At 56.2% G+C, this 20,294-nt stretch carries 15 protein-coding genes; 11 read left to right on the forward strand and 4 right to left on the reverse strand.

Annotated elements, in window-relative coordinates:
- Positions 1-716 (forward strand): hypothetical protein (locus tag ACR0DB_RS07965; RefSeq protein ID WP_480549980.1); only part of this gene is annotated, 716 nt, incomplete at its 5' end.
- Between the two features lie 272 nt (positions 717-988).
- A complete protein-coding gene (locus ACR0DB_RS07970) occupies positions 989-2,710 on the forward strand; it encodes an adenylate/guanylate cyclase domain-containing protein (protein ID WP_480549982.1) in 1,722 nt (573 codons plus the stop codon).
- Between the two features lie 297 nt (positions 2,711-3,007).
- Here the strand turns inward: ACR0DB_RS07970 and ACR0DB_RS07975 are convergent, their stop codons facing one another.
- On the reverse strand, positions 3,008-4,153 hold the full coding sequence (locus ACR0DB_RS07975; protein ID WP_480549984.1) for a glycosyltransferase: 1,146 nt from the start codon (positions 4,151-4,153) through the stop codon (positions 3,008-3,010).
- Positions 4,154-4,711: 558 nt separating this feature from the next.
- On the opposite strand from ACR0DB_RS07975, the gene ACR0DB_RS07980 reads away from it, so the two are divergent.
- Positions 4,712-5,647 (forward strand): NAD-dependent epimerase/dehydratase family protein, encoded by a 936-nt coding sequence (locus tag ACR0DB_RS07980; protein WP_480550518.1) that lies wholly within the window; start codon positions 4,712-4,714, stop codon positions 5,645-5,647.
- A 1-nt stretch (position 5,648) separates the two neighbouring features.
- Positions 5,649-6,971 (forward strand): protoporphyrinogen/coproporphyrinogen oxidase, encoded by a 1,323-nt coding sequence (locus ACR0DB_RS07985; RefSeq protein WP_170789462.1) that lies wholly within the window; start codon positions 5,649-5,651, stop codon positions 6,969-6,971.
- A gap of 10 nt (positions 6,972-6,981) precedes the next feature.
- Here the strand turns inward: ACR0DB_RS07985 and ACR0DB_RS07990 are convergent, their stop codons facing one another.
- Both ACR0DB_RS07990 and ACR0DB_RS07995 read right to left on the reverse strand, forming a co-directional pair.
- On the reverse strand, positions 6,982-7,896 hold the full coding sequence (locus ACR0DB_RS07990) for a sugar phosphate nucleotidyltransferase (protein WP_170789463.1): 915 nt from the start codon (positions 7,894-7,896) through the stop codon (positions 6,982-6,984).
- 146 nt (positions 7,897-8,042) lie between these two features.
- Positions 8,043-9,368 (reverse strand): O-antigen ligase family protein, encoded by a 1,326-nt coding sequence (locus tag ACR0DB_RS07995; RefSeq protein WP_480549986.1) that lies wholly within the window; start codon positions 9,366-9,368, stop codon positions 8,043-8,045.
- Positions 9,369-9,660: 292 nt separating this feature from the next.
- Here ACR0DB_RS07995 and ACR0DB_RS08000 point away from each other — a divergent pair, with 292 nt between their 5' ends.
- From ACR0DB_RS08000 to ACR0DB_RS08010, 3 genes are all read left to right on the forward strand, one after another.
- Positions 9,661-11,088 carry an oligosaccharide flippase family protein gene (locus ACR0DB_RS08000; RefSeq protein ID WP_480549988.1) on the forward strand — a complete coding sequence of 476 codons (1,428 nt, stop codon included), beginning with the start codon at positions 9,661-9,663 and terminating at the stop codon, positions 11,086-11,088.
- Between the two features lie 1,012 nt (positions 11,089-12,100).
- Positions 12,101-12,712, forward strand: a complete 612-nt coding sequence (locus ACR0DB_RS08005; protein ID WP_237215821.1) for a sugar transferase — start codon at positions 12,101-12,103, stop codon at positions 12,710-12,712.
- A 32-nt stretch (positions 12,713-12,744) separates the two neighbouring features.
- Positions 12,745-14,028 carry a polysaccharide biosynthesis/export family protein gene (locus tag ACR0DB_RS08010; protein ID WP_480503513.1) on the forward strand — a complete coding sequence of 428 codons (1,284 nt, stop codon included), beginning with the start codon at positions 12,745-12,747 and terminating at the stop codon, positions 14,026-14,028.
- A 101-nt stretch (positions 14,029-14,129) separates the two neighbouring features.
- Here ACR0DB_RS08010 and ACR0DB_RS08015 read toward each other — a convergent pair whose 3' ends face one another.
- Entirely contained in the window at positions 14,130-16,322 is a 2,193-nt protein-coding gene (locus tag ACR0DB_RS08015) for a GumC family protein (RefSeq protein WP_480549990.1), read from the reverse strand.
- 304 nt (positions 16,323-16,626) lie between these two features.
- Between ACR0DB_RS08015 and ACR0DB_RS08020 the strand changes: the two genes are divergently transcribed.
- Genes ACR0DB_RS08020 through ACR0DB_RS08035 form a run of 4 tightly spaced genes read left to right on the forward strand, consistent with a single transcriptional unit; the run spans position 16,627 to position 20,293 of the window.
- Positions 16,627-17,427 (forward strand): WecB/TagA/CpsF family glycosyltransferase, encoded by an 801-nt coding sequence (locus ACR0DB_RS08020; RefSeq protein ID WP_170773028.1) that lies wholly within the window; start codon positions 16,627-16,629, stop codon positions 17,425-17,427.
- A 54-nt stretch (positions 17,428-17,481) separates the two neighbouring features.
- Positions 17,482-18,363, forward strand: coding sequence for a sulfotransferase family protein (locus tag ACR0DB_RS08025; protein WP_480549992.1), 882 nt, complete (start codon positions 17,482-17,484; stop codon positions 18,361-18,363).
- A 3-nt stretch (positions 18,364-18,366) separates the two neighbouring features.
- Positions 18,367-19,338, forward strand: coding sequence for a sulfotransferase family protein (locus tag ACR0DB_RS08030; RefSeq protein WP_480549994.1), 972 nt, complete (start codon positions 18,367-18,369; stop codon positions 19,336-19,338).
- The gene (locus ACR0DB_RS08035; RefSeq protein ID WP_480549996.1) at positions 19,328-20,293 is read left to right on the forward strand and encodes a glycosyltransferase family 2 protein; all 966 of its coding nucleotides are present in this window, start codon (positions 19,328-19,330) and stop codon (positions 20,291-20,293) included. Before ACR0DB_RS08030 ends, ACR0DB_RS08035 begins: the two co-directional genes overlap by 11 nt.
- Position 20,294 lies beyond the last annotated feature (1 nt).

Consider the following 20,294-nt stretch of genomic DNA (forward strand, 5'->3'; position numbering starts at 1 on the left):
TGTGGAAAACTGATGTAGGTGAAACGTATTATGAGTGGATCCTGAACGATCAGGGGGCCGTGGTGGGCGGGAACGCCGTCGACAACGTTGCGGATATCGAAGCGTTCTACGATGTGGACCTCAACGATGACGACACTATCGGCCATGTGACGACTCCGATCGAATCCGACGGTGCGACTACGTTGGCGGTTTCGACCGCAAGCGGCTATCTGATCAATGGCAGTGTTGGCGTGACCGAAGGGGGTAGCGCTGTTGGACCAGACAGGATTGAAGGCTGGAGCGCGATCCATGTCGAAGAGACCAATGAGGGCGGATATCGTCTGCTGTGGAAAACTGATGTAGGTGAAACGTATTATGAGTGGATCCTGAACGATCAGGGGGCCGTGGTGGGCGGGAACGCCGTCGACAACGTTGCCGATGTCGAAATCTTCTATGGTGACGATATCGACGGCAGCGGCACGACTGGTCCGGGCGAGCCCAGAATTGCCGCTCAGCCCCAGGAAAGCGTTGCTTTTGTCGACACCCGTGACTGGGATATGTTCGAGTTCACAGACGAAACCGATGCCGATGAGCTGACCCAAGAAGACGAAGCCGAGCTTTTGGTTTTGAACGGGGCTCAGACCGAAGCGCTGGATATTGCTGACCAGCTTTTGGATCTGAGCGTCGCTGATCTGCTGGAACATTTGCTACCGGACGACGATCTGTTCCTTCTGTAAGGCCGGTCTGACAAGTAAAATTAGGGGGCTGCCGATACCGGCGGCCCCTTTTTTGCGCCCTTCCTGAACGAAGCGTGACGTTGCCAATAGGACTGCCAAGGCCAAAAAAACTGAGGCTTAAGCGGCATGGCGCGTAACCCGCTGTTCTTTCCACACGAAGACCACACCTGAACGTGAAGGCGAAAACGGATTTGTGGTGAATAATCCTCTACCCCTGCGTGTCAGCCATTTTAGGTGATTACGAAACAAGCGATTGATCAGGGGCGTTGAAGATGGCCGTCAGACATCGAGAGATCAAAGCCAACGGGCGAGGAACCGTGACTCAGCAGGCCCGGTTGTGGTCGGGGCTGGTGCTGATGGCCTATGCAACGGGGCATTTTATCAACCACGGTCTGGGGCTGGTGTCGCTGGAGTGGATGGACCGGATGCTGGCCGTTATGTCCGCGATCTGGAGCTCGGTCCCCGGAACGGTTCTGCTCTATGGCGCCCTGGCTGTGCATGTGCTGTTGGGCGCGGTCTCGATCCTCAGCATCCGAAGCTTGAAAATGCCGTTCTGGCGCTGGTTTCAGATCATTTTGGGGCTGGCCATTCCCTATTGGCTTGTCAGCCATATCATCGTCACCCGCGGGTCCGAGTTGCTGACTGGCGTGCCCGTCAGCTATTTGCAGGAACTGTCGCTGCTATGGCCGGTTGCGGCGATCAAACAGAATGCGCTGATGTTGCTGGTCTGGGGGCACGGGCTGATTGGCGTGCATTTCTGGCTTCGACCGAAGCATTGGTACAAGAATGGCCTGTTGGTGCTCTTGCCGCTGGCGGTGGCCGTGCCGATCGTGGCAATGGCCGGATGGATGACAGCGGCCAAGCGCGAGGTGTTGCGCCTCAGCCTTGATCCGAACGGGGCAGAGGCGACAGAACTGGCCTTGCGCCTGACCGAGGTGCGCGCTGCCGTTTCCGAATATCAGGCGATTGCGCAGGGCTGGGTGGTGATCATTCTGTGCGCGCTGCTGTCCCTGTTCGTTCTGTTTTTGCTGGGCCAGAATCTGCGCCGCAAGGTGCGCGTGACTTATGGCGAAGGGCTGACCGTGGATGCGGCCCCCGGAAAGACCATTCTGGATGTCAGCCGCGACAACGGGATTGATCACCTGTCGGTCTGTGGCGGGCGGGCGCGGTGTTCAACCTGCCGGGTAGTGGTTCTGTCCGAGCAGGATGGCCTCAGCCCGATCGGCCCGGCCGAACGCAAACTTCTCGACAAGATCAACGCGGAACCGAACATGCGCCTTGCCTGTCAGGCGCGCGTGAACGGAGATGTCAGCCTGCGCCCAATCATCCAGCCTCAGCGCGCCGCATCGACTCCGTTGAAATCCGATCCGTTCGGCTGGGGGGTCGAGCGTGAGGTCAGCGTGTTGAACCTCAAGATCAAGGATTTCCGCCCATTCGTGGACAAGTCACTGCCCTATGACGTCATTTTTGTCCTCAACCAGCTTTTGGACATGGTGGTAGAACAGATCGAAGAGCAGAATGGCCATATCGACAAGTTCACCAATGACGGGCTGACGGCTGTTTTCGGACTTGAGACGCACAAAACCCAGGCCGCGCGCTCTGCGCTTTATGCAGCGGCCAAGTGCCAGTTGCTGGTTCAAGAGACGCAAGGCAGCCTTAGTCAGCATCTTGTTGAGCCGCTGAAGATCGGGATTGGGGTGCACTCGGGCCGGGCCATTATCGGACGGGTGGGCAAGACCTCAGACCAAGCAGCACCCAGCCCGGTGACGGCGATTGGCAATGTGTCGATCATTGCCGAGGCTTTCGAGACTGTCACCAATAAAATCGAGGCCGGGATCGTCTATTCAACCTATATGCATGAGATGTGCGGCCTGGGTATTCCTGACATGCTGGGTAAGACCGGCGGCATCACGATCCAGGGCGTGTCCGAACCGGTGCAGGCCGTCATTGTCAAAAACAGCGGCCCGTTGAAGAAAAAACTGGAACTGGCCTGAGGGGGCGATCACACCCTTCGCTCCACATGCCCGTTAAAAAGTGGGCCGAGATGGTGCGGGAGCGGGTTTTTTTGCCCTTGCGGGAACCAATTGATTCGGGAGTGAGTCATCGTTTCCAGAAAGCGAACAATAAGTTTCCCCAAGAATCGTGGACACAATTTTGCCACAATGTCATCCTGCTTGGGTGGGCGGCATGTTTATTTTAGCACATACTGGTTTTTCTGACTGGCTTTGAAGGGGTATTGAGTGCCACATGCCGCCCCACGAACTTTCCTCCATCTACCGACAAACAAGGGCCTAGGCCGTTTGGGCTGTGTCTGCGCGTAGCAGGGTTTCAGACATGCTGGACAGCACTTGCCGTCTGTGTGCCATCCCATCTGATTCCGGCAGACCCAGCTTTTCAAGAATTTGCGCCCAACGGTGCAGCCAATCGTGTTTGTTCAGGGCTTGGGCCATGTTAACCCGCCGCATCTGATCGAGCTTACCCGGCGTTTCCAACAACCCGACGATCTGGTCAATGGCCTCGTCGGGATCCTCGGACAGGCGGAACACGGATTCTGGCCAATCGAAATACTGCCGATAGTCATCCGAGTCCGGCGCATAGCCGACCTGAGCGGCCCCACCGGCAATGCCCTCAACATGGCGGGGACCCCAGGCAATATTGCCTTTTTTCTGATCGGCATGGCCGATCTTGGCGATATCCACCATGAACAGTTTCGAATGCTGAACCAGATTTGCCAGCAAATCCCGATGCACCGCGTGTTGCGCCGTGGTCGGAGGTTTTGTTGCAGTATCATATAGATAGAAGCCCCCGCGATCCTTGATTGCCTTGAGTAAACGGTCATGCAGCTCGGGCCGTCTGCGTCCCATGCAATAGATATCTATGGGTCGCTCAGCGGAAAGAGAGGTTGGCGCAAACCGGACCATATCCGCAGCACCAGGCAGGTGAATCACCGGTTTGCCGGTGATGCGATGCAGGGCGTCGCAGGCCTCGGCAAAGGCGCAGGCGATCAGGTCGAACTCGGCGAGAGACCGGACCAGAGGCAGGTGTACGTGCAGGTCCTTGCTCCAGACCTCTTCCAGCACACAGACGGCCAGACCGCAGTGTTCGCGCCAGTTCGGGATCGCATCCAGCGTCAGCAGCTCCTGCGGTTTCTGGACGTCGCAAACAAAGATGTCATAGTCCTTTTGCAGCGTCACTTTCTGCGCACCAGACGGCCAGTGCCGGAACAGATCTGTTCGTTTGGACAGCCAGCGTTTGGGATCATAAGGCAGCGACCGGTCCCGTTTTCGGGCTGGGGCCACGATGTCGACCGCTTCTATTTCGGTCAGAACGTCTTCGAATTCGAACCCCGAACAGCGCGAAACGTTGTCGTTCAATCTGCGTTGAGAGAATATCAGCATATCGCGCGAGGCGGTGGTGGAAACTGAGGAACTGGTCAACCGCTTGATCCTTTGACACAAAATAAGGCCAAACTATCTCATATGGCGGCCAAGCTTCCAAAGGTTTTTTCCGATCCTGCGCTTGCACACTTGTTCAGCGTCACCGGCAAACACCCCAAGGAAAGTCCGAAAATTGTGGAAAATCAGGCTGTCTGTGTTTAAGTTTTTGGGGGCCGGCCTAGTTTGTAGAATCTTAGGCAGGGTAAATTTTGTTTGATTTCTGACCACGTGTCGCGCGGGTTGTTTTTGGTTGGGTGCCGTTGATAAAGGCGGGTGTTTAATGATTTTCACGGATTGCCCCTTGCGGCCTGCTGGCGTTGTTTCCCATAGGACGATTTGGCTTTGCGTGCGGGGTCTAATACTGACGTTTGCGCAGGCGTTTAGTTCCTCCACCACATTCAAAAGCACGGAGATTGGCCGAGGGATTCGAATTGACGCCTCTGCACCGGGTGCACAATGTCCATTTTTTGCATCTACTGTTTCTGAAACAGATGCGACCTGGCCGCTCAATCCAGTCTGATTTCCTGAAAGCTCCGCAAGATAGTATCCCCAGCCATGATGAGTTTGAAACAGAAAAAACCAACGGTTCTGGTCACGGGTGCAGCGGGATTTATCGGACGCGCTTGCGTTCGTCAGCTCGCCACTGCCGGGTGCCGAGTCATCGCCACATATCGAAGTGGTCCACCCCCGCAAGTCTCCGGCGACGTGACCTGGATCAACGCTGATACGACTGACACCGCGGCGATCCAAGCGGTGTTGGACCAGCACCGACCCACACACCTATTGGCATTGGCTTGGTATATGGGGCCGGGAAACCAGCAAGCGTTGGAGAATTTCCGCTGGGTGCAGCATTCGATCGACCTGTTATTCGCCTTTGCACAGGCGGGCGGGCAGCGGGTTACATTTTGCGGGTCGTGCATGGAATATGATTGGTCCAAACCGATCAAGCTGCATGAGCGCGAGACACCCCTGACACCGGCAACTGAATACGGCGCGGCCAAGGCGGGGTTGGCTACCACTTTTGAAAAGATGTGTGGCGCGCTGGATCTGTCGGGGGCCTGGGCGCGACCCTTCTTTCTGTACGGGCCGGGTGAGAACCCACGGCGATTGGCGGCGGATGTGGTGATCTCGTTGTTGCAAGGGCGCGAAGCCCTGTGCACCCATGGGCGGCAGAAACGAGATTTCCTGCATGTCGACGATGTTGCCAGCGCGATGGTGGCCCTGCTAAACAGCGACCTTGAAGGTCCGGTCAATATCGGCAGCGGCACGGCCATCCCTCTGTCTGACCTGATCCTTGAAATCGCCCGTCAGATTGGTGCCGAAGACCTGGTGCGTCTTGGCGCGCGCGAAGCCCGGCCGGGCGACCCGCCTCTGGTCGAGGCCAACAATACCCGATTGCGGACCGAGCTAGGCTGGTCCCCGAAATTCACTTTGGAAACCGGAGTTGCGGACACCATTGCCTGGTGGCGCCGCGAGATTGCGAAAGAAACCTGATATGAGTGACGAGAACATCATTATCCTTGGGTCCGGCATGGCTGGTCTGGGCGCGGCCCATCATCTGCATGGCGCGGGCGTTTCAAGCCGGATGTATGACAAAAACGCTTTTCCCGGCGGTCATACGGCAACCTTTGCCCATGACAGCGGCTTCATCTTCGACGACGGTCCGCATATTTCCTTCTCGAAAGACCCGCGTATTCAAGATCTGTTTGCCAGTAACGTGGACGGCAAATACGAAAAACTGCAGGCTTACGTGAACAACTATTACCACGGGGCCTGGGTCAAGCACCCGGCGCAGGCCAATCTGCACAATCTTCCGGATGAGCTGAAAACCCAGTGCATTCTGGATTTCATCGAGGCGTCCAAACAGGAAGTGGTCGAGAAGCCTGCGAATTATCTGGAATGGCTGATCTCGGTCTTTGGGGAAACCTTCGGTACGCATTTCCCGGCGGTTTACGGCAAGAAATATCACACCGTGGACGCCGATCAGATGAGTACCGTCTGGATGGGCCCGCGCCTATATCGCCCCTCGATGGAAGAAGTGATCCGAGGCGCGGTTTTCGCCGAAACGCCGGATGTCCACTATATCACCGACTTCCGGTATCCGACCGAGGGGGGCTTTATCTCATACCTCAAGCCTTTCATGGAAAAAACCGATCTGCATCTGGATCACAAGGTGGTGGCGATTGATCCGGTGGCCAAAACGGTCCGGTTCGAAAATGGTGTGACCGAGAGCTATGACAAGCTGATCTCCTCCATCCCGCTGCCGGACCTGATCCCGATGGTCAAAGGCGCGCCGCAATCGGTTCTGGACGCGGCTGCCAAGCTGGCCTGCACCACTTGTGTGACGGTGAATATCGGCCTTGCGCGCGATGATTTTACCCCGGCTACCTGGACTTATATCTACGACGAGGACATCGTCTTTACCCGCCTCAGCTTCCCGCACAAAATGTCCACCAAGACCTGCCCGCCGGGATGTGGTTCTGTTCAGGCCGAATGCTATTATTCCAACAAATACAGACCGCTGGATGTCGCGCCCGAGGATCTGATTCAGCCGGTGATTGATGATCTGGTCAAGATCGGGTTGATCACCGAGGATGAAGAAATCCTGCACAAGGATGCGCGTCTGATTACGCACGCCAACATCATCTTCGATCTGGACCGGGAAGAGGCGCTGCCGATCGTCCACAAATGGCTGGACGAGGTCGGCATCACCTATGTCGGACGGTTCGGCGAGTGGGGTTATCAGTGGACAGATGAGGCGTTCAAATCCGGTGAACGCGGTGCCCGGACCGTTCTTGAGACGCTCCAGGCAGTTTAATTCGAAACGCTTACAGGGACTTGTAGCGGACCCAGTCCCCCGGATTTCCGCCTCGGCCAATGCCGGGGCGATGACCGTCGCCGGTCAGGCGGGTCGAGCCGTTCGTCGGCCCGTTGCCTTGTTCCCACGTGGCCCAGGGGCGATTGCCGTTCTTCCACATATCTTCCAAACGGCGTTTGTCGGCGAGGTGGTCCATGCAGTACCAGAAGCCGGGATGGCGATAGGCCATCAGCTCTCCCAGCTCCATCAGCTTGGGCAAGGGGCCTTCTTCCCACATGATTTCGTCGCCATTTACACTGGCGACGGCGTCGAACACTTCCGGCTCTAGAACAAAGAAGCCGCCATTGATCCAATCTGCGGCGGTTTCGGGCTTTTCCATGAACCCTTCGACCAGACCATCCTCGCGCACCTGAAGATGCCCGAACGTGGTCAGGGGACGCACCATAGTGATCGTAGCCAGCTTGCCGTGCGACCGGTGAAAGGCCAGCAGCGCGTCCAGATCTACGTTTGACACGCCGTCCCCATAGGTCAGCATGAAGGTCTCGTTCCCCAGATAGGGCTGTAGCCGAGCCAGACGCCCGCCTGTCATCGTGTCGACGCCAGTGTCGATCAAATCCACGGTCCAAGGCGGCATTTGAGCGTCCAGCGCGGGGTTCCGGTATTCAGGTTCGCCAAACAACTCGCGCTTGGCAAAGTCGATCCTCAGGTTCCCGTCATGTTGACACAGATCGGACATGTACTGCTTGATCAGATCGCCCATATACCCAAGGGCCAGCACGAATTCATGATGACCATAGGTCGAATAATGCTGCATGATGTGCCAGAGGATCGGCCGGTTGGCGATTTCCACCAATGGCTTGGGACGAATGCGGGTTTCTTCTATCAGGCGAGAGCCCTTACCGCCTGCGAATATTGCTGTCTTCAACTGGGCCTCCCCCAAATACCTTTGAATCGAAATTGATCTCGATACGCGAATGGCCAGAGTCCACACTACCCACCGTGCGCCTGTCAATCTTTCTGCAACTGCATAGGGTCCGAAATTACCCTTTGCTTAGAAAAAAGTCGCAACATTCACGTGGGTTTTGACACGAATTGGGAAGCGCGGCGCGTTCTGTTCTGGAGTTCATAGTGGGCCCGTGCATCGGCCCGCAGCGCGCGGGCGACCAGATTCATTTTGGTCGTGTAGGCCAGGAAGAAAATCCAACTGGAACTCATCCGACTAAGAAGCGTGCTCTCGGTGATGTTCGAGAACAGGTACATCATACCCAGAACAAACACGAATACGAACGGATCGCGCTGCGGGATGTGGCGCATGCAGTAGAAAACCGAGAAAAAGAACCTCATTAGACCCAAAAATAGAAGGGCCACGCCGATAAAACCGGCATTCAAGAAGGTCTCAAGCAACCCGTTATGCGAATAATGCGGCAGGAACCCCAGCTCTCCCTTGCTGGCGTAGAACCGCAGGTGTGGTGCGTTTTCATTCCAATGGGCTAGATAACCCCAGCCCAACCAGAACCGCTCTTTAACATTGGGCCAGACCAGCTCCCAGATCGGGATGCGTTCAGACAGGGTGGGTTTGCGTCCGATCAGCGCAAACAAAGGCTCGGCAATCGGTGAGGCCAATAGGAAGGCAATCGTACCGACAAAGAGAAATGCAAACAAAATGAAGCCTATGGCCCAAATTGTTTCCAATCGCGGAACGATCTGACTGATCAAAAGCGCCGACATCGTGATCAGCCCGATGACCTGAGAGGTGCGCGATTCTGAGGCGATCAGCAAAAAGACACCCAGCAGGGCGCCGATCATAAAGACGGTTTTCAGCCGCCCTGTGAATTGTCGCGACGCATAGTAGCACGTCAGCATCGCCGTCATTGCCGCCAGTCCCAGCCCGTTTTTGTGGGCATAGATCCCGTTCCAGGTGTCCCCCCAGGGCGGGATACCACGTGCTTGCGGCAGGGTCATGATTGCGCCCATCGACAGGACCATCGAGCTCCCGAAATAGATGGCGAGAAAGATCAAAAGCCCACGCATGGACATCATGCTACCCAAAGCGATGGCAAACCCGGACGTCACGATCAAGGGAACGAGACGCTCGATTGAATAGGCGGGAAAATCGCTCCAGGTGATTGATAAGACAGTCAAACAGATCAACAGCGTGATCTCGGGTGAGGCCGTCATGCCCCGGATCAAGTGGCGATAATACAGCAACGTGATGCCCATGATCGGTATCAGCAGCACGATTTCAATCTTCTTGGCCAGCCCCATTTGCCACAGCACGATCGAGACCACATCGGTGCCAACCAACAGCATGATCACCAGACAGGCGGCCAGAATCCAATGATGGAAGGCTGCGCCGGATTGTTGCTGGTATTGTGTCTGTCGGGTCAGGGGCGTCATCGCGGCGTAAGGTCTATCCAAAGAATTTGCGGTAGGAATTGGCGCGCCTCATCGGGTCGACAGCTTGAATTTTTCCACCGGTTTTAATCACTCGGTAAAGTTTGCCACGGCCGCGGTGGACCCGGCAAATGAATTATGTGCGCGGCGTATGATCCAAAAACCATCTGTACATTCGACGGGCGGGTGTCACAGTAGCCAGACAGGCGAAAGGTCGGCGGATGTGCGGCGTGTCGACCGGGCGATTGGGATTGTTTATGAGTTTTCATCTGTCGTTTCTAAGGTCCGACCTGCGATGACGTGGTTTTTCGTGCCCAGAATGATGTCTGCGGTGATTGCGATTGCGATCCTTGTCGTGATGACCCGCGTTCTGGGGCCTGCGGATTTCGGACGTTATACGCTGACCCTGTTGCTTGGGAATCTGATGTTTTCGTTCACCTTCCATTGGTTGGCGATTGCGATCGGACGATTCCACCACACGCCGGAATTCGAAGGCAAAACCATCGCCATGTCCCTGTCGACGGCTGCGATCCTGGCTGTGGCGCTGTTCGTTCTGGCAGCTCTGGTGTCGGTCATCCTGCCTGGTGGATGGATCGACGGCCTTTTCTTTGCGGCGATCTATTGCATCAGCCACGCGATGCACGAACTAGGAACCGCCTGCCTGCGCCAGTACCACGAGGGGCCGAAATACGCAGCCGTTACCTTGCTGCGCCATGGGCTGGGCGTTTCGCTTGCGGTCGGATTTGTTCTGACCGGTGGCGGTTACAAAAGCGCGCTGATTGGCATGTCCCTGGGCGCAGCACTGACCGGGGCCTATGCACTGGCGGTAACGCTGCGCCGCTCGGGCGTGGCGCGGCCAAAAGGGGCGGTGCTGAAAACCTATCTTCTATTCGGGTTTCCCGTGGCTGTGGTCTCCTCCACCGCCACATTCTTTGCGATGTCAACGCAATCCTTGCTGGCCGTCTTTGCGGGGATGGACTACGCGGGCTATTTCGCGGCGGCGCAAACCTTGGCCTCCCGAACTGTGCGCCTTCCGATGGAGACCCTGTCCCGCGTATGGGGTCCGTCGATATTCGAGGCGCTAGAAAAACGCGGCGCGCAATCGTCAGACGCGGTGCTGGAGCGGTATTTCTCGTTTCTGATGCTGATTGCGGTGCCCATCGTGGCCGCGCTGATCTGTGCGGCAAGCGTTTTTGCCAATCTGCTGTTCGACCCTGAATTTGCCGACCGAACCACAGGGTATCTGCGGGTTCTGGCGATAGCCTCATTTACGTTCGGGTTGCAGGGGGCGTATTTTAGCTTTGCCTTCTCGCGCGCCAAAAAGACTGGGCTGCAATTGACCATTACCTTGTGTTCGCTGGCTGTGCATGTCGCGCTATCTTTCGTCTTCATCTACCTTCTGGGTCCACCGGGTGCCGCCGTTGCCTTTTTGATCAGCGGATTGCTGAGTTTTCTGGCCTACTATCATATTGGCCGTCGCATCGACCCCATTGCAGTGCCCGTGCCAGAGATATTCAAAGCCGCCGCTGGAGCTGTTGCTTTCGCACCTCTGGCGGTTCTCGCAGCTGAGTCGGGTGGAATCGTGTTACAATTTGCGCTGCTTTCGCTTTCAGCTGTCGTGATGTTCGTGGTTTTCGCATGCCTGCATCAGACGGCAGCTGCCGCAGCATGGCGGAAGATACGTGGCTGGGCGTCCGCAAGCGGATTTCCCTCTTCGAAGTAATTCAGCGTTAACAACTTCTTAACTGAAGACCGACAGATTCGAGTGGGCCGGGTGGCGCAAATTTGCCCACTGGCACAATGAATTTTGAATCCCGGCTAAAGGGATATCGTGGTCCTGAAAATATGATGATATGATGAACTTGAGATCAATTTGATGTGTTACCCCGCGACTGTTTGACTTTGGGAAACTATATTTTCCAACAGTTGCCCCAAAAAACACACATTCTGGTTTCAGGGTAGGCAGACGCAGAAACGACGCATAAACCAAGAGCAAAACCGATGGTCATATTGTATTTACTGTCAGGTCCGCTGGTTGCCGCAATGTGTTTTGTGGCATTTCTTCTAACTGGCACAGGCCTAATTCAGGCCGTGATCTTCAGCTTCCTGATCGGATGCAGTGCTCCGGCTCTGATCGCCGGACTTCATTTTCTATTCAACGGAAGGTTGCGCGTGAAGATCGCTGAGAAATCCGCCGTTAAAACTGGAAACTGACAAAATCCCTGCTCAGCGCAGGGACAATACGCGAAGGGCGGCAAGGCTTGTTTGGACTGGCCTCAGCGGTTTGTTTTGGGTGAAGTTCAGCCCATTTTTAAGGCAGCGTGTCAATTTACTTAGCATGTTCACGAAATTGTGGTCGTTTTGTTAACAGGTGGTTAACAAAATCGTTGTCACATCAGACCATTAGTGCGAGTATCTAGCGGGGTAAAAATCCTGACCGCACATCATGTGTGAGTCGGGAGAAAACAAAGGGTGGGTTGTCGCGTTCGTGTGCGGCGTTCCCCAAATCTATTGAGCGGATAGTAGTCAATCGTTGGGTCTTTGCCTTGTTTTTTGGGGCAGATTCCCAAGCGGGTGTGTTGCGCGGCTGGAAGACTTGTTGGCGTGATTTTAGTCCGTTGTGTTAGTTTTTGGGGGTTATTATGAACCAAATACGAGGTTCTTTCCAATTAGAAGAATCGGAAATTTATAAACCAAACCAAAGTTCTATTAAGGTCTGTGACGAGTTCTCCAATTTGCGGAGCTTCTACGCTGTCAAAGGCAAGCGTTTGCTGGATATTTTGTTGGTTCTAATCGGTCTGCCGTTTGTGCTGCCGGTCATGTTAGTGATTGCCGTCTTGGTGAAGCTGGATGGCGGACCTGCCATCTATCGCCAAAGCCGTGTTGGAATCGGCGGTCGCGAGTTCGACTTCCTCAAGTTCCGGTCGATGGTTTCTGACGCAGAGTTTCAACTTCAGAAACATTTGGCCGAAAATCCAACCGCTGCGTCCGAATGGGAAACAAAGCAAAAGCTGGACAACGATCCGAGGGTCACAAAATTCGGTCGATTCATCCGTATGACCTCGTTGGATGAGTTGCCTCAGCTTTGGAATGTTCTGATCGGCGACATGAGCCTTGTCGGCCCACGTCCGATGATGCCGCAGCAGCAGGAATTGTATCCGGGGCGCGAATACACGCTGATGAAGCCAGGGATCACCGGCTTGTGGCAGGTGTCCGAACGCAACGAGGTTGAGTTCTCGCATAGGGCGATCTTCGACAGCGACTATGCGCGAAATCTGGGCTTCTGGTACGATCTGAAAATCCTGTTCCGCACGATCGGTGCCGTTTGCAATGGAACCGGCTGCTGATCCCGAACTGACCGACGATAGGATGATGGCTTATGAAACGCAGATTTAGAAACCCAGCGTTGCGCCTGTCCACCGCGTACCGCGCGCTCGGATTGTGCACCCTGCTAGCGATGCCAATGTCGGCGGCGGCGGATTTCAACCTTGAGCCAGGTGACAAGGTCCGTGTGACTTTGACGGGTTTGCAAGATCTGTCCTTCGAAGCGGCGATTGATGCCCATGGCGAGGTCAACCTGCAATGGCTGGGCCAGTTCCAAGCGCAAGGTCTGTCGACGGATGCGCTGGAGCAGTTGGTACGTCAGGACGCAGCGGGCAAGATCGTCAAGCAATATGACCAGAATGGCGAGATCTATATCATCCAGTTGGACGGAGATGAGATCGAGATCGCCCGCAATGGATACCGCCCGATTATCATCGGCGGCGATGTTGCACGCACCGGTCAGATCGACTTTCGCCCCGCCATCACTGCGCGCGAGGCGGTTGCCTTGGCCGGGGGGGTTAGAAGTCGGCTACTGGCCGATGATGTCACCATTGACCCGATCCAACTGCTGCGCTGGCAGACCACCTATGGTCAGGCTGCGTTGCAACACGCACAGGGGCTGGTGACTGCATGGCGCGCCTCATCCGAGTTGGCGCAAGATATGGATCTGGCGCCGCCCAGTCAGGCCAGTGTTTCTATATCTCCCAGGGTCTTGAAGGAATTGGTGGCAGAACATGTCCGGATTCGCACCATCAATCAGGAAAACGAAGCAGGTGAGCGCGCCTATTTCGAAGATGCCCAATTTCAGGCGGCCGAGCGGATCCGGATTCTTGAAGAACAGAAAGTAGAGCTTGCCAAGGCTGTCGCGGCCGATGAAGAGGAAGAGGCGCGCGTCGTTGCGCTGGTCCAAAAAGGCCTCGCGCCGGGGTCCCGTATGGCCGATACGCGCCGTACGACCGTTTTGTCTGCAACCCGTTTGTTGGAGGTTGAAGAGGATCTGGCAGCTACAAGCCTGATCCTGACCCGTCTGAAACGCGATCAAGAGCAATATGATCAGGAACGGTCGCTTCGGTTGTTGCAAGAGCGTCGCGCCGCTAGCCTGTCCGTCCGTGATGCGCGGCATCAGATGGATACGATCTCAAAATATCTGGCGGGCGCGTCGGATGAGATCGGAACCGAAAACCTGATTACGGATATTGACTACTCGGTCACGATCTTTCGGGTGGTAGACGGACAACTGCAACAGTTGGGTGCAGACAAACTGACCCAGTTGTTGCCCGGTGACAGCGTAGAAGTCTCGGTGCAGGAGATCACGCAAGAGGTCCCTCTGACCGAATAGCACCAAAATGCAGCTGGCTTACAACGGGCGTGAGGTCTTTGACCCGCGCCCGCTTCGTTTTGCGAGGTCGGAGTGCCGCCCCTTTGCTTTGGACTGGTCTTTTATCCTAGGATCGGGTCGCCGTAGTGTCGGACCTGTTTCATATCGACCCGCGTAGCCACCAGGGCCGAGGGGCGAACGCCCGCATTTTCCAATTCGCGCATTGCCTGCAGGACCGTGTTCTTATGCGTGCTGTTCCAGCGCGCAAACAGGATCACCCGATGCGAGATTTGCGACAGGTAAGCCGACTCGACCGCGCGCAACAACGGCGGTGTATCCAGAAGGATCACTTCATACATGTCGGACAGCGAATAGAGCAGGTTCAGGAAGGCCGGAGAGCACAGGAATTCACCCACTTCTTTGGCCTGAGCCTCGTCTTCCAACGGTCCGATCAACGGCAGGATATCCAGTCCGTCTTGCGGGGTGCTGACGATGTTGTCCTGAAACGACGCTGGGTGCTTTGCCCCGTGTTTCAACCCTTCGACGGACAGTTGCGACAGGTCGCGATAGGTGGAAGTGACCGTGTCGCAGTCAATGATCAACGTCCGATATCCGGCTTGCGCGCAGACCGACCCGATCAGCAGTAGGCCGGATGTTTTTCCCTCATCCGGTACCGCTGACGCGCCTGAAAAGATCATGCACCCATTCTCGGCAAAGCGCTGGCCGTGTTTGCTATCGACATTCTTGGTAAAGAACTCGGCCGCTTGAGAGGTGGTCAGCTCACTCTCGTTGCGTAGGGTGCGCAGACCGATATCGCTGCTGGCCAGAAGCTTACGCCCGAAATGCAGCAACTCTGGGTCCAGCTTTCCGTCATTGGTAAAGAAGGTTTCAAAGGGTGGGTCCTTCCGAACTTCGGGAATGATTGCCGAAAGTTTGACGCCCGTGGTGCTTTCAAGCTCATAGGTGGTTCTGAGGCGCGTTTGGAACAGCTCGCGGATCACGGCAAAACCCAGGCCGCCAAAGATCATTGCAATCATGACCCCGATCGCCATTTGCGCCCGTTTCGGCTCTGATGGATCGACCGAAGCGCGTGCAGTTTCGATAATGTGGGCCCCTGCATCCAGGTAGTCACCCTGTTCGGCCCGGCGCCCCAGTTGCGAAACAAAGTCACGATAGATTGCTTCTGCCACAAGAATCTCATTCTCGATCCGCTTGGTGACCGAGTCATGCTGAACCTGGCGTACCTGCTGGTCCTTGAACGTGTTGATGCTGATATTCAGCGTGGCCAGCTGTCCGTTCAGAATTTCCGTTTTGCGCTGTGCTGCTTCCAACGCACTGTCCAGAACCGCTTGCGCGTCATCTGAATTATTGGCCGTGCTCTGCGGTACCAGCGCCGATTGAACGGCGAATTCTACCGCTTCGGCGACATTGTCATTGTCCCTGAGCAGTTGGATGGTGTTGGTCTGTTCATCCAGCACAAACAGTTCTTCATTTACCAGCCGGGCGCGTTTCTCGGCCTTGATGCGCTGTGCCTTGATGGTGGCGTATTCCTCGGGTGAGTAAGGCGTTTCGACCGAATGTGCCTCAAGATCCGAGATGAGCTTGTTCAGGTCTTCGCGTATCTGACCGATCCGCGTTGCCAACCATTCCTGCGACTGGCTTAGATCATCGCGTTTCATGCGCGTCAGGACAAATAGGTACTCATTGGCCAGGCTATTGGCGATGACGGCTGCTTTTTGCGGCGTTTTCGCAGACACGCGAATTTCGTACACGGCCGAGGTTTCGCCGATCTGTTCGATGCGGCGTGACTCCAGCAATTTCTCGATGGTCGCTTCGCGCTGCATCTCTTCCAGGGTTTGACCACTGTCGCCACCCTCGTCCGCGTCATCCTCCCCGCTGAGTGCACTGACCAGCCCGTTTTTCAAACGGCGCGCCAAGGCAATAGGAGAAAGGGTAAAGCCAGTTTCAGCACCCGAGAATTCCGGATCCGTATGCAGTTCCAGACGATCCACGACATTTTCGATCAGATCGGTCGAGCGCAGAAGTTGCAACTCACTCTCAAGCGATGTCAGGGAAAGGGGCAGGCCCGATACCTGCGGCGTAAACTGCGTTTCGGTCTGAACGCGGGTCTCGATCATGACCTTAGCGCTTGAGGTGTATTTCGTGTCCGACAGGTAGGACAGCAGATAGGCGGTCACCCCGCCCAGAAATCCGACCAGCAATATCCACAGGATCGAACGTCGGATCGCCCACGCGATATTCGACAACACCCTAAGTTCGGGATCGCCGGCCGGAGCCTGGCCGAAACCCGTCAATTCAACATCCAATCCTCGGCGATACTGATCAGTCATAACTAATTAACAATCTGAAACACGGACTACAGAAAACATAGGCCCACAAACCTGTATTCAACAGAGAAAACCGCATATGTCGTAAACAATGTGCTAAGTTTCGGAGGATTGATGACTAATTCGGTGCGGCTTGCCTGCAATTGGTGCGAAGTAGGGTCAATTTCCAAGATGAACGGAAGATAAACTCAAATTTAATAGTAAGAATCGCTGCGGCTGTTACTTTGAGTCCAGCGTCGAGTGTTACCTGGTGATTTTGGAACGAGTATTGATGAACAAGACGGTCGAAATGCGCTTGCCGCACATATTGGTCGGAGGGGTACCCGTCGCGCAAGCCGGGGATGAAGACCTGACCAAAGCAATGGCGGAAGATGTGCTCAAACGGCGATCTGGCGCGTTGACACGTGCGGTGACTGTGTTCAGCTCGAATGCGCATGCCATATCCACCTATGCCACGGACGAAGGATTTGCCCGTGTGATGGATTCGGCCGATATCATCCATGCGGATGGCCAGATCGTCGTCTGGGCGTCTCGTATGGCGCACGGAGAGGGCGGGGTGCCCGAACGTACCGCAACCACAGATTTTATCCACTCGGCGGCTAAGGTCGCTGCTAAAAACGGTCTCAGCTTTTACCTGCTGGGCGCGACCGAAGAGATCAACCGAGATTGCGCAGCGCGCCTGCAAGAGATGTATCCCGGTCTTGTCATTGCCGGGCGCCGCAACGGGTATTTTGATCCCGCCGATGAAGAGGCGGTGATTGCCGATATCAATGCGAGCGGTGCGGATATCTTGTGGGTGGGGCTCGGCAAGCCGAAAGAACAGTATTTTGCCGCCCGTATCGCGCCGAAGCTGACGCAATGCGCCTGGGTGGTGACCTGTGGAGGGTGCTATCACTACGTGGTTGGGGACTACGCCCGAGCACCGCGATGGATGCAGTCCATGGGATTGGAGTGGTTGCACCGTATCGCGACAGGTCCGGGCTACCTGCTCAAGCGATACTTGCATACACTACCGCATGCGTTGAGTATCGTCGTCAGAAAAGACGTGTTCACAAAGTTTTTGCGCCGGTGACGGCAGGGGTAAAGGTGTCGGGCCATAGGGCCTGTTTTTCGAAGGTGTGAGCGAGTGACGAAGACAAATTTTATCGGGATTGGTGTCCAAAAAGCAGCCACCACGTGGCTGCATCATGTGCTTTCCGAACACCCGTCGGTGCGGACCAGTGAAACGAAAGAGCTCAATTTTTTCAATGCCCGTTACGATTTGGGGTTTCAGTGGTATGAATCCCGCTTCGACTCGGCTGAACCGGGCGTTATCCGGGGCGAATGCTCGCCCAATTACTTCTACAGTCGCGATGCCGCACAACGGGCGTGGGACTATAACCCCGACTTCAAGCTGATCTGTATTCTGCGTGATCCGGTCGAACGGGCGTTTTCAAATCATCTGCACGAGATCCGCAAAGGTCACATTCCGCCCGATACGTCGTTCGAAGATGCGCTGCCGCTGAACCCGGCCTACACGCTGCAAAGCCACTACAAAGCGAACCTGCAAAACTGGTTGGACTACTTCAACAAAGGCGCACTGCTTGTCCTGCTGTCCGAAGACGTGGCGAAAGATCCTCAGGGAACCTATCGGCGCATTTGCGCACATTTGGGTGTCGCGCCCGAGGAAAACCCCTCTGCGATCACTGAACGTCATCACGAAACTATCGTATACAAAAACCAGGCCGTTCAGAATGCATTACGCAAGGGTGGTTCAGTTCTGCGTTCGCTTGGGTTGGCAGATTTGGTCAAAGGGTTGAAGAAGGCGCCTGGCTTGAAGCAGGCTCTGGCTATGAATAAACAGCATCTGAAAACAAAAGTGTCGCCGCCCACACCCGAAACTCGCGTAATGTTGGCCGAGCAATTCCGCGACGACATGGAGTTTGTCGCGCAGTTTCTCGGGCGCGACAATCTACCTTGGCCCACTTGGCAACTTTTGCCACCGATCAAGACGGGAACGCACGGGTAAGATATGGGCGTCCGGGATACAGCACGGATTTTTGGGGACCTGCGCATCAACCAGATCACGCGTATGACCCGCCGCATTTTGGGGGCCCGGTTTCTGGATGGCCGGGATTTCATGCCGCAAGTCTCTGCCGAACAGGGCGCACATCTTGCCGCCCTTGCGCGCAGGGCGCGCGGTGACATCCGTACTCCGATCCTGATTTTTGGCGTTTTGCCCCGTTCGGGGACGAATTTTGTGCATGATCTGGTGGGAATGCACCCTGACGTCACCGCCGATCCCGGCAGGCTCTATGAGTTTCCGCTGCTTCACGCGGCTGGCGACGCAGCGGCCTTTTCGCGTGATTTCCTGCGGTACTTCCCGCGCAATGGGGAAGTGCTGGGGCATTATGACATGCTGGCCATGCTGGCTGGGGCATGGTTCCGCGAGTTGCAGGCGCAGGCCGAGGGGCAGCATATACTACTAAAATGCCCGCATGTGCAGGACCTGTCGCTGGCACGCTATATCTTTCCCGACGCCAAGATAATCCTGTGTCTCAGGGACGGGCGGGACGTGCTGGACTCCTCGCTCAGAACGTTCTCGCGGTTTTCCCTGCGAAGCAAAAATTTCCGCCAATTGGCCGATGAATGGCGTTTGGGGGCCGAGGCGATTCTGAGTTTCAGCAGCGGCGGCCCTAATGAAAACGCTGATACGATGGTTGTCCGATACGAGGATATCGTCGGCAATACGCCCAGCCACGTGCAGCAGATGCTGGACCATATCGGGCTGGAGGCCGCGCGCTTTCCTTGGGCCGAGATCGACAAGATGCCGGTGCGGGGGTCCTCGCGTTCAACCGCTGCGAACGAACAGCGTTGGCAACCGCAGGCAAAGACCGCGGATTTCAACCCGGTAAAGCGCTGGGCCGAGTGGCCGGACAGCAAGAAAGCCCGGTTCGACAAGTTGGCCGGACAGGCGCTGGAGCAGGCGGGTTATGAGCGCTGATGCCCACCATAGCACGCGACCTCATGTTGCCATTTGTATCGCAACCTACCTGCGGCCTCATGGGCTGAAGGCGCTGATCGACAGTCTGAACGCGCAAAAACTTGAGGGTCGGGATGCGCGCGTGACGCTCGTGATTGCCGACAACGCGCCCGAAGCCACGGCGCAAGCAGAGTTAGGGGATATTCACGCCCTTACGCGTTGGCCGGTTATCTATGTGATTGAACCCGCACGCGGCATTGTTTCGGCCCGGAACCGGACGCTGGCCGAGGCGCCGTCCGAAGCGGACTATATCGCGTTTCTGGATGATGATGAGGCGGTCTCGGACCAATGGCTTCTGCAGATGCTGGACACGATGCAACTGCCGGACACGATTGCTGCGCAGGGCCCGGTCGAGCCGAGGTTCAGAACCCCTCCGCCGGGCTGGGTCGAAGCGCTGAACCTGTTTCGAATGGGGCCGTATGAGCAGGGCGCTGCGCTGGTGTCAGCGGCGACGAATAACTCGATGGCCGATGCACGCGTCATTCGCGACCGCAACATGCGCTTTGATACCCGGTTCAATATCACCGGCGGCGAGGACGAAGAGTTTTTTTCGCGCATGCGCCAATCAGGCGGTGTGATCCGGGCGGCGGCGCAGGCAATGGTCTGGGACGACGTGCCTGAAAACCGCGCGACGCTGAAATGGCTGGGACGGCGCTGGTTTCGCAAGGGCAACACGCTGGGGCGCATCGCCCTGATCCGGCGCAAAGGCGTCGCAATGCGTGCGGTCAAAGGGGTGGGTGCCATCGGATGGGGCTGTGTGATGTGTCTGTGCCTGGGGTTCGGCTCGAAACCCAGATGGTATCGGGGCTTGTTGGAGATCTATCGTGGCGCCGGGATGCTGGCTGCCCTGATGCGGGTGGAGTTTGCCGAATACAGCGCTTCGGCCGTGCAGGTCGACCGGGTCGGAGGCGGCTGAA

The sequence above is a fragment of the Ruegeria sp. AB6 genome (genome assembly GCF_056542685.1).

Coding starts and splice junctions, on each gene's coding strand:
- ACR0DB_RS07970 (WP_480549982.1), top strand. CDS start 989: ATGGCCGTCAGACATCGAGAGATCAAAGCCAACGGGCGAGGAACCGTG.
- ACR0DB_RS07980 (WP_480550518.1), top strand. CDS start 4,712: ATGAGTTTGAAACAGAAAAAACCAACGGTTCTGGTCACGGGTGCAGCG.
- ACR0DB_RS07985 (WP_170789462.1), top strand. CDS start 5,649: ATGAGTGACGAGAACATCATTATCCTTGGGTCCGGCATGGCTGGTCTG.
- ACR0DB_RS07995 (WP_480549986.1), bottom strand. CDS start 9,368: ATGACGCCCCTGACCCGACAGACACAATACCAGCAACAATCCGGCGCA.
- ACR0DB_RS08000 (WP_480549988.1), top strand. CDS start 9,661: ATGACGTGGTTTTTCGTGCCCAGAATGATGTCTGCGGTGATTGCGATT.
- ACR0DB_RS08010 (WP_480503513.1), top strand. CDS start 12,745: ATGAAACGCAGATTTAGAAACCCAGCGTTGCGCCTGTCCACCGCGTAC.
- ACR0DB_RS08020 (WP_170773028.1), top strand. CDS start 16,627: ATGAACAAGACGGTCGAAATGCGCTTGCCGCACATATTGGTCGGAGGG.
- ACR0DB_RS08030 (WP_480549994.1), top strand. CDS start 18,367: ATGGGCGTCCGGGATACAGCACGGATTTTTGGGGACCTGCGCATCAAC.
- ACR0DB_RS08035 (WP_480549996.1), top strand. CDS start 19,328: ATGAGCGCTGATGCCCACCATAGCACGCGACCTCATGTTGCCATTTGT.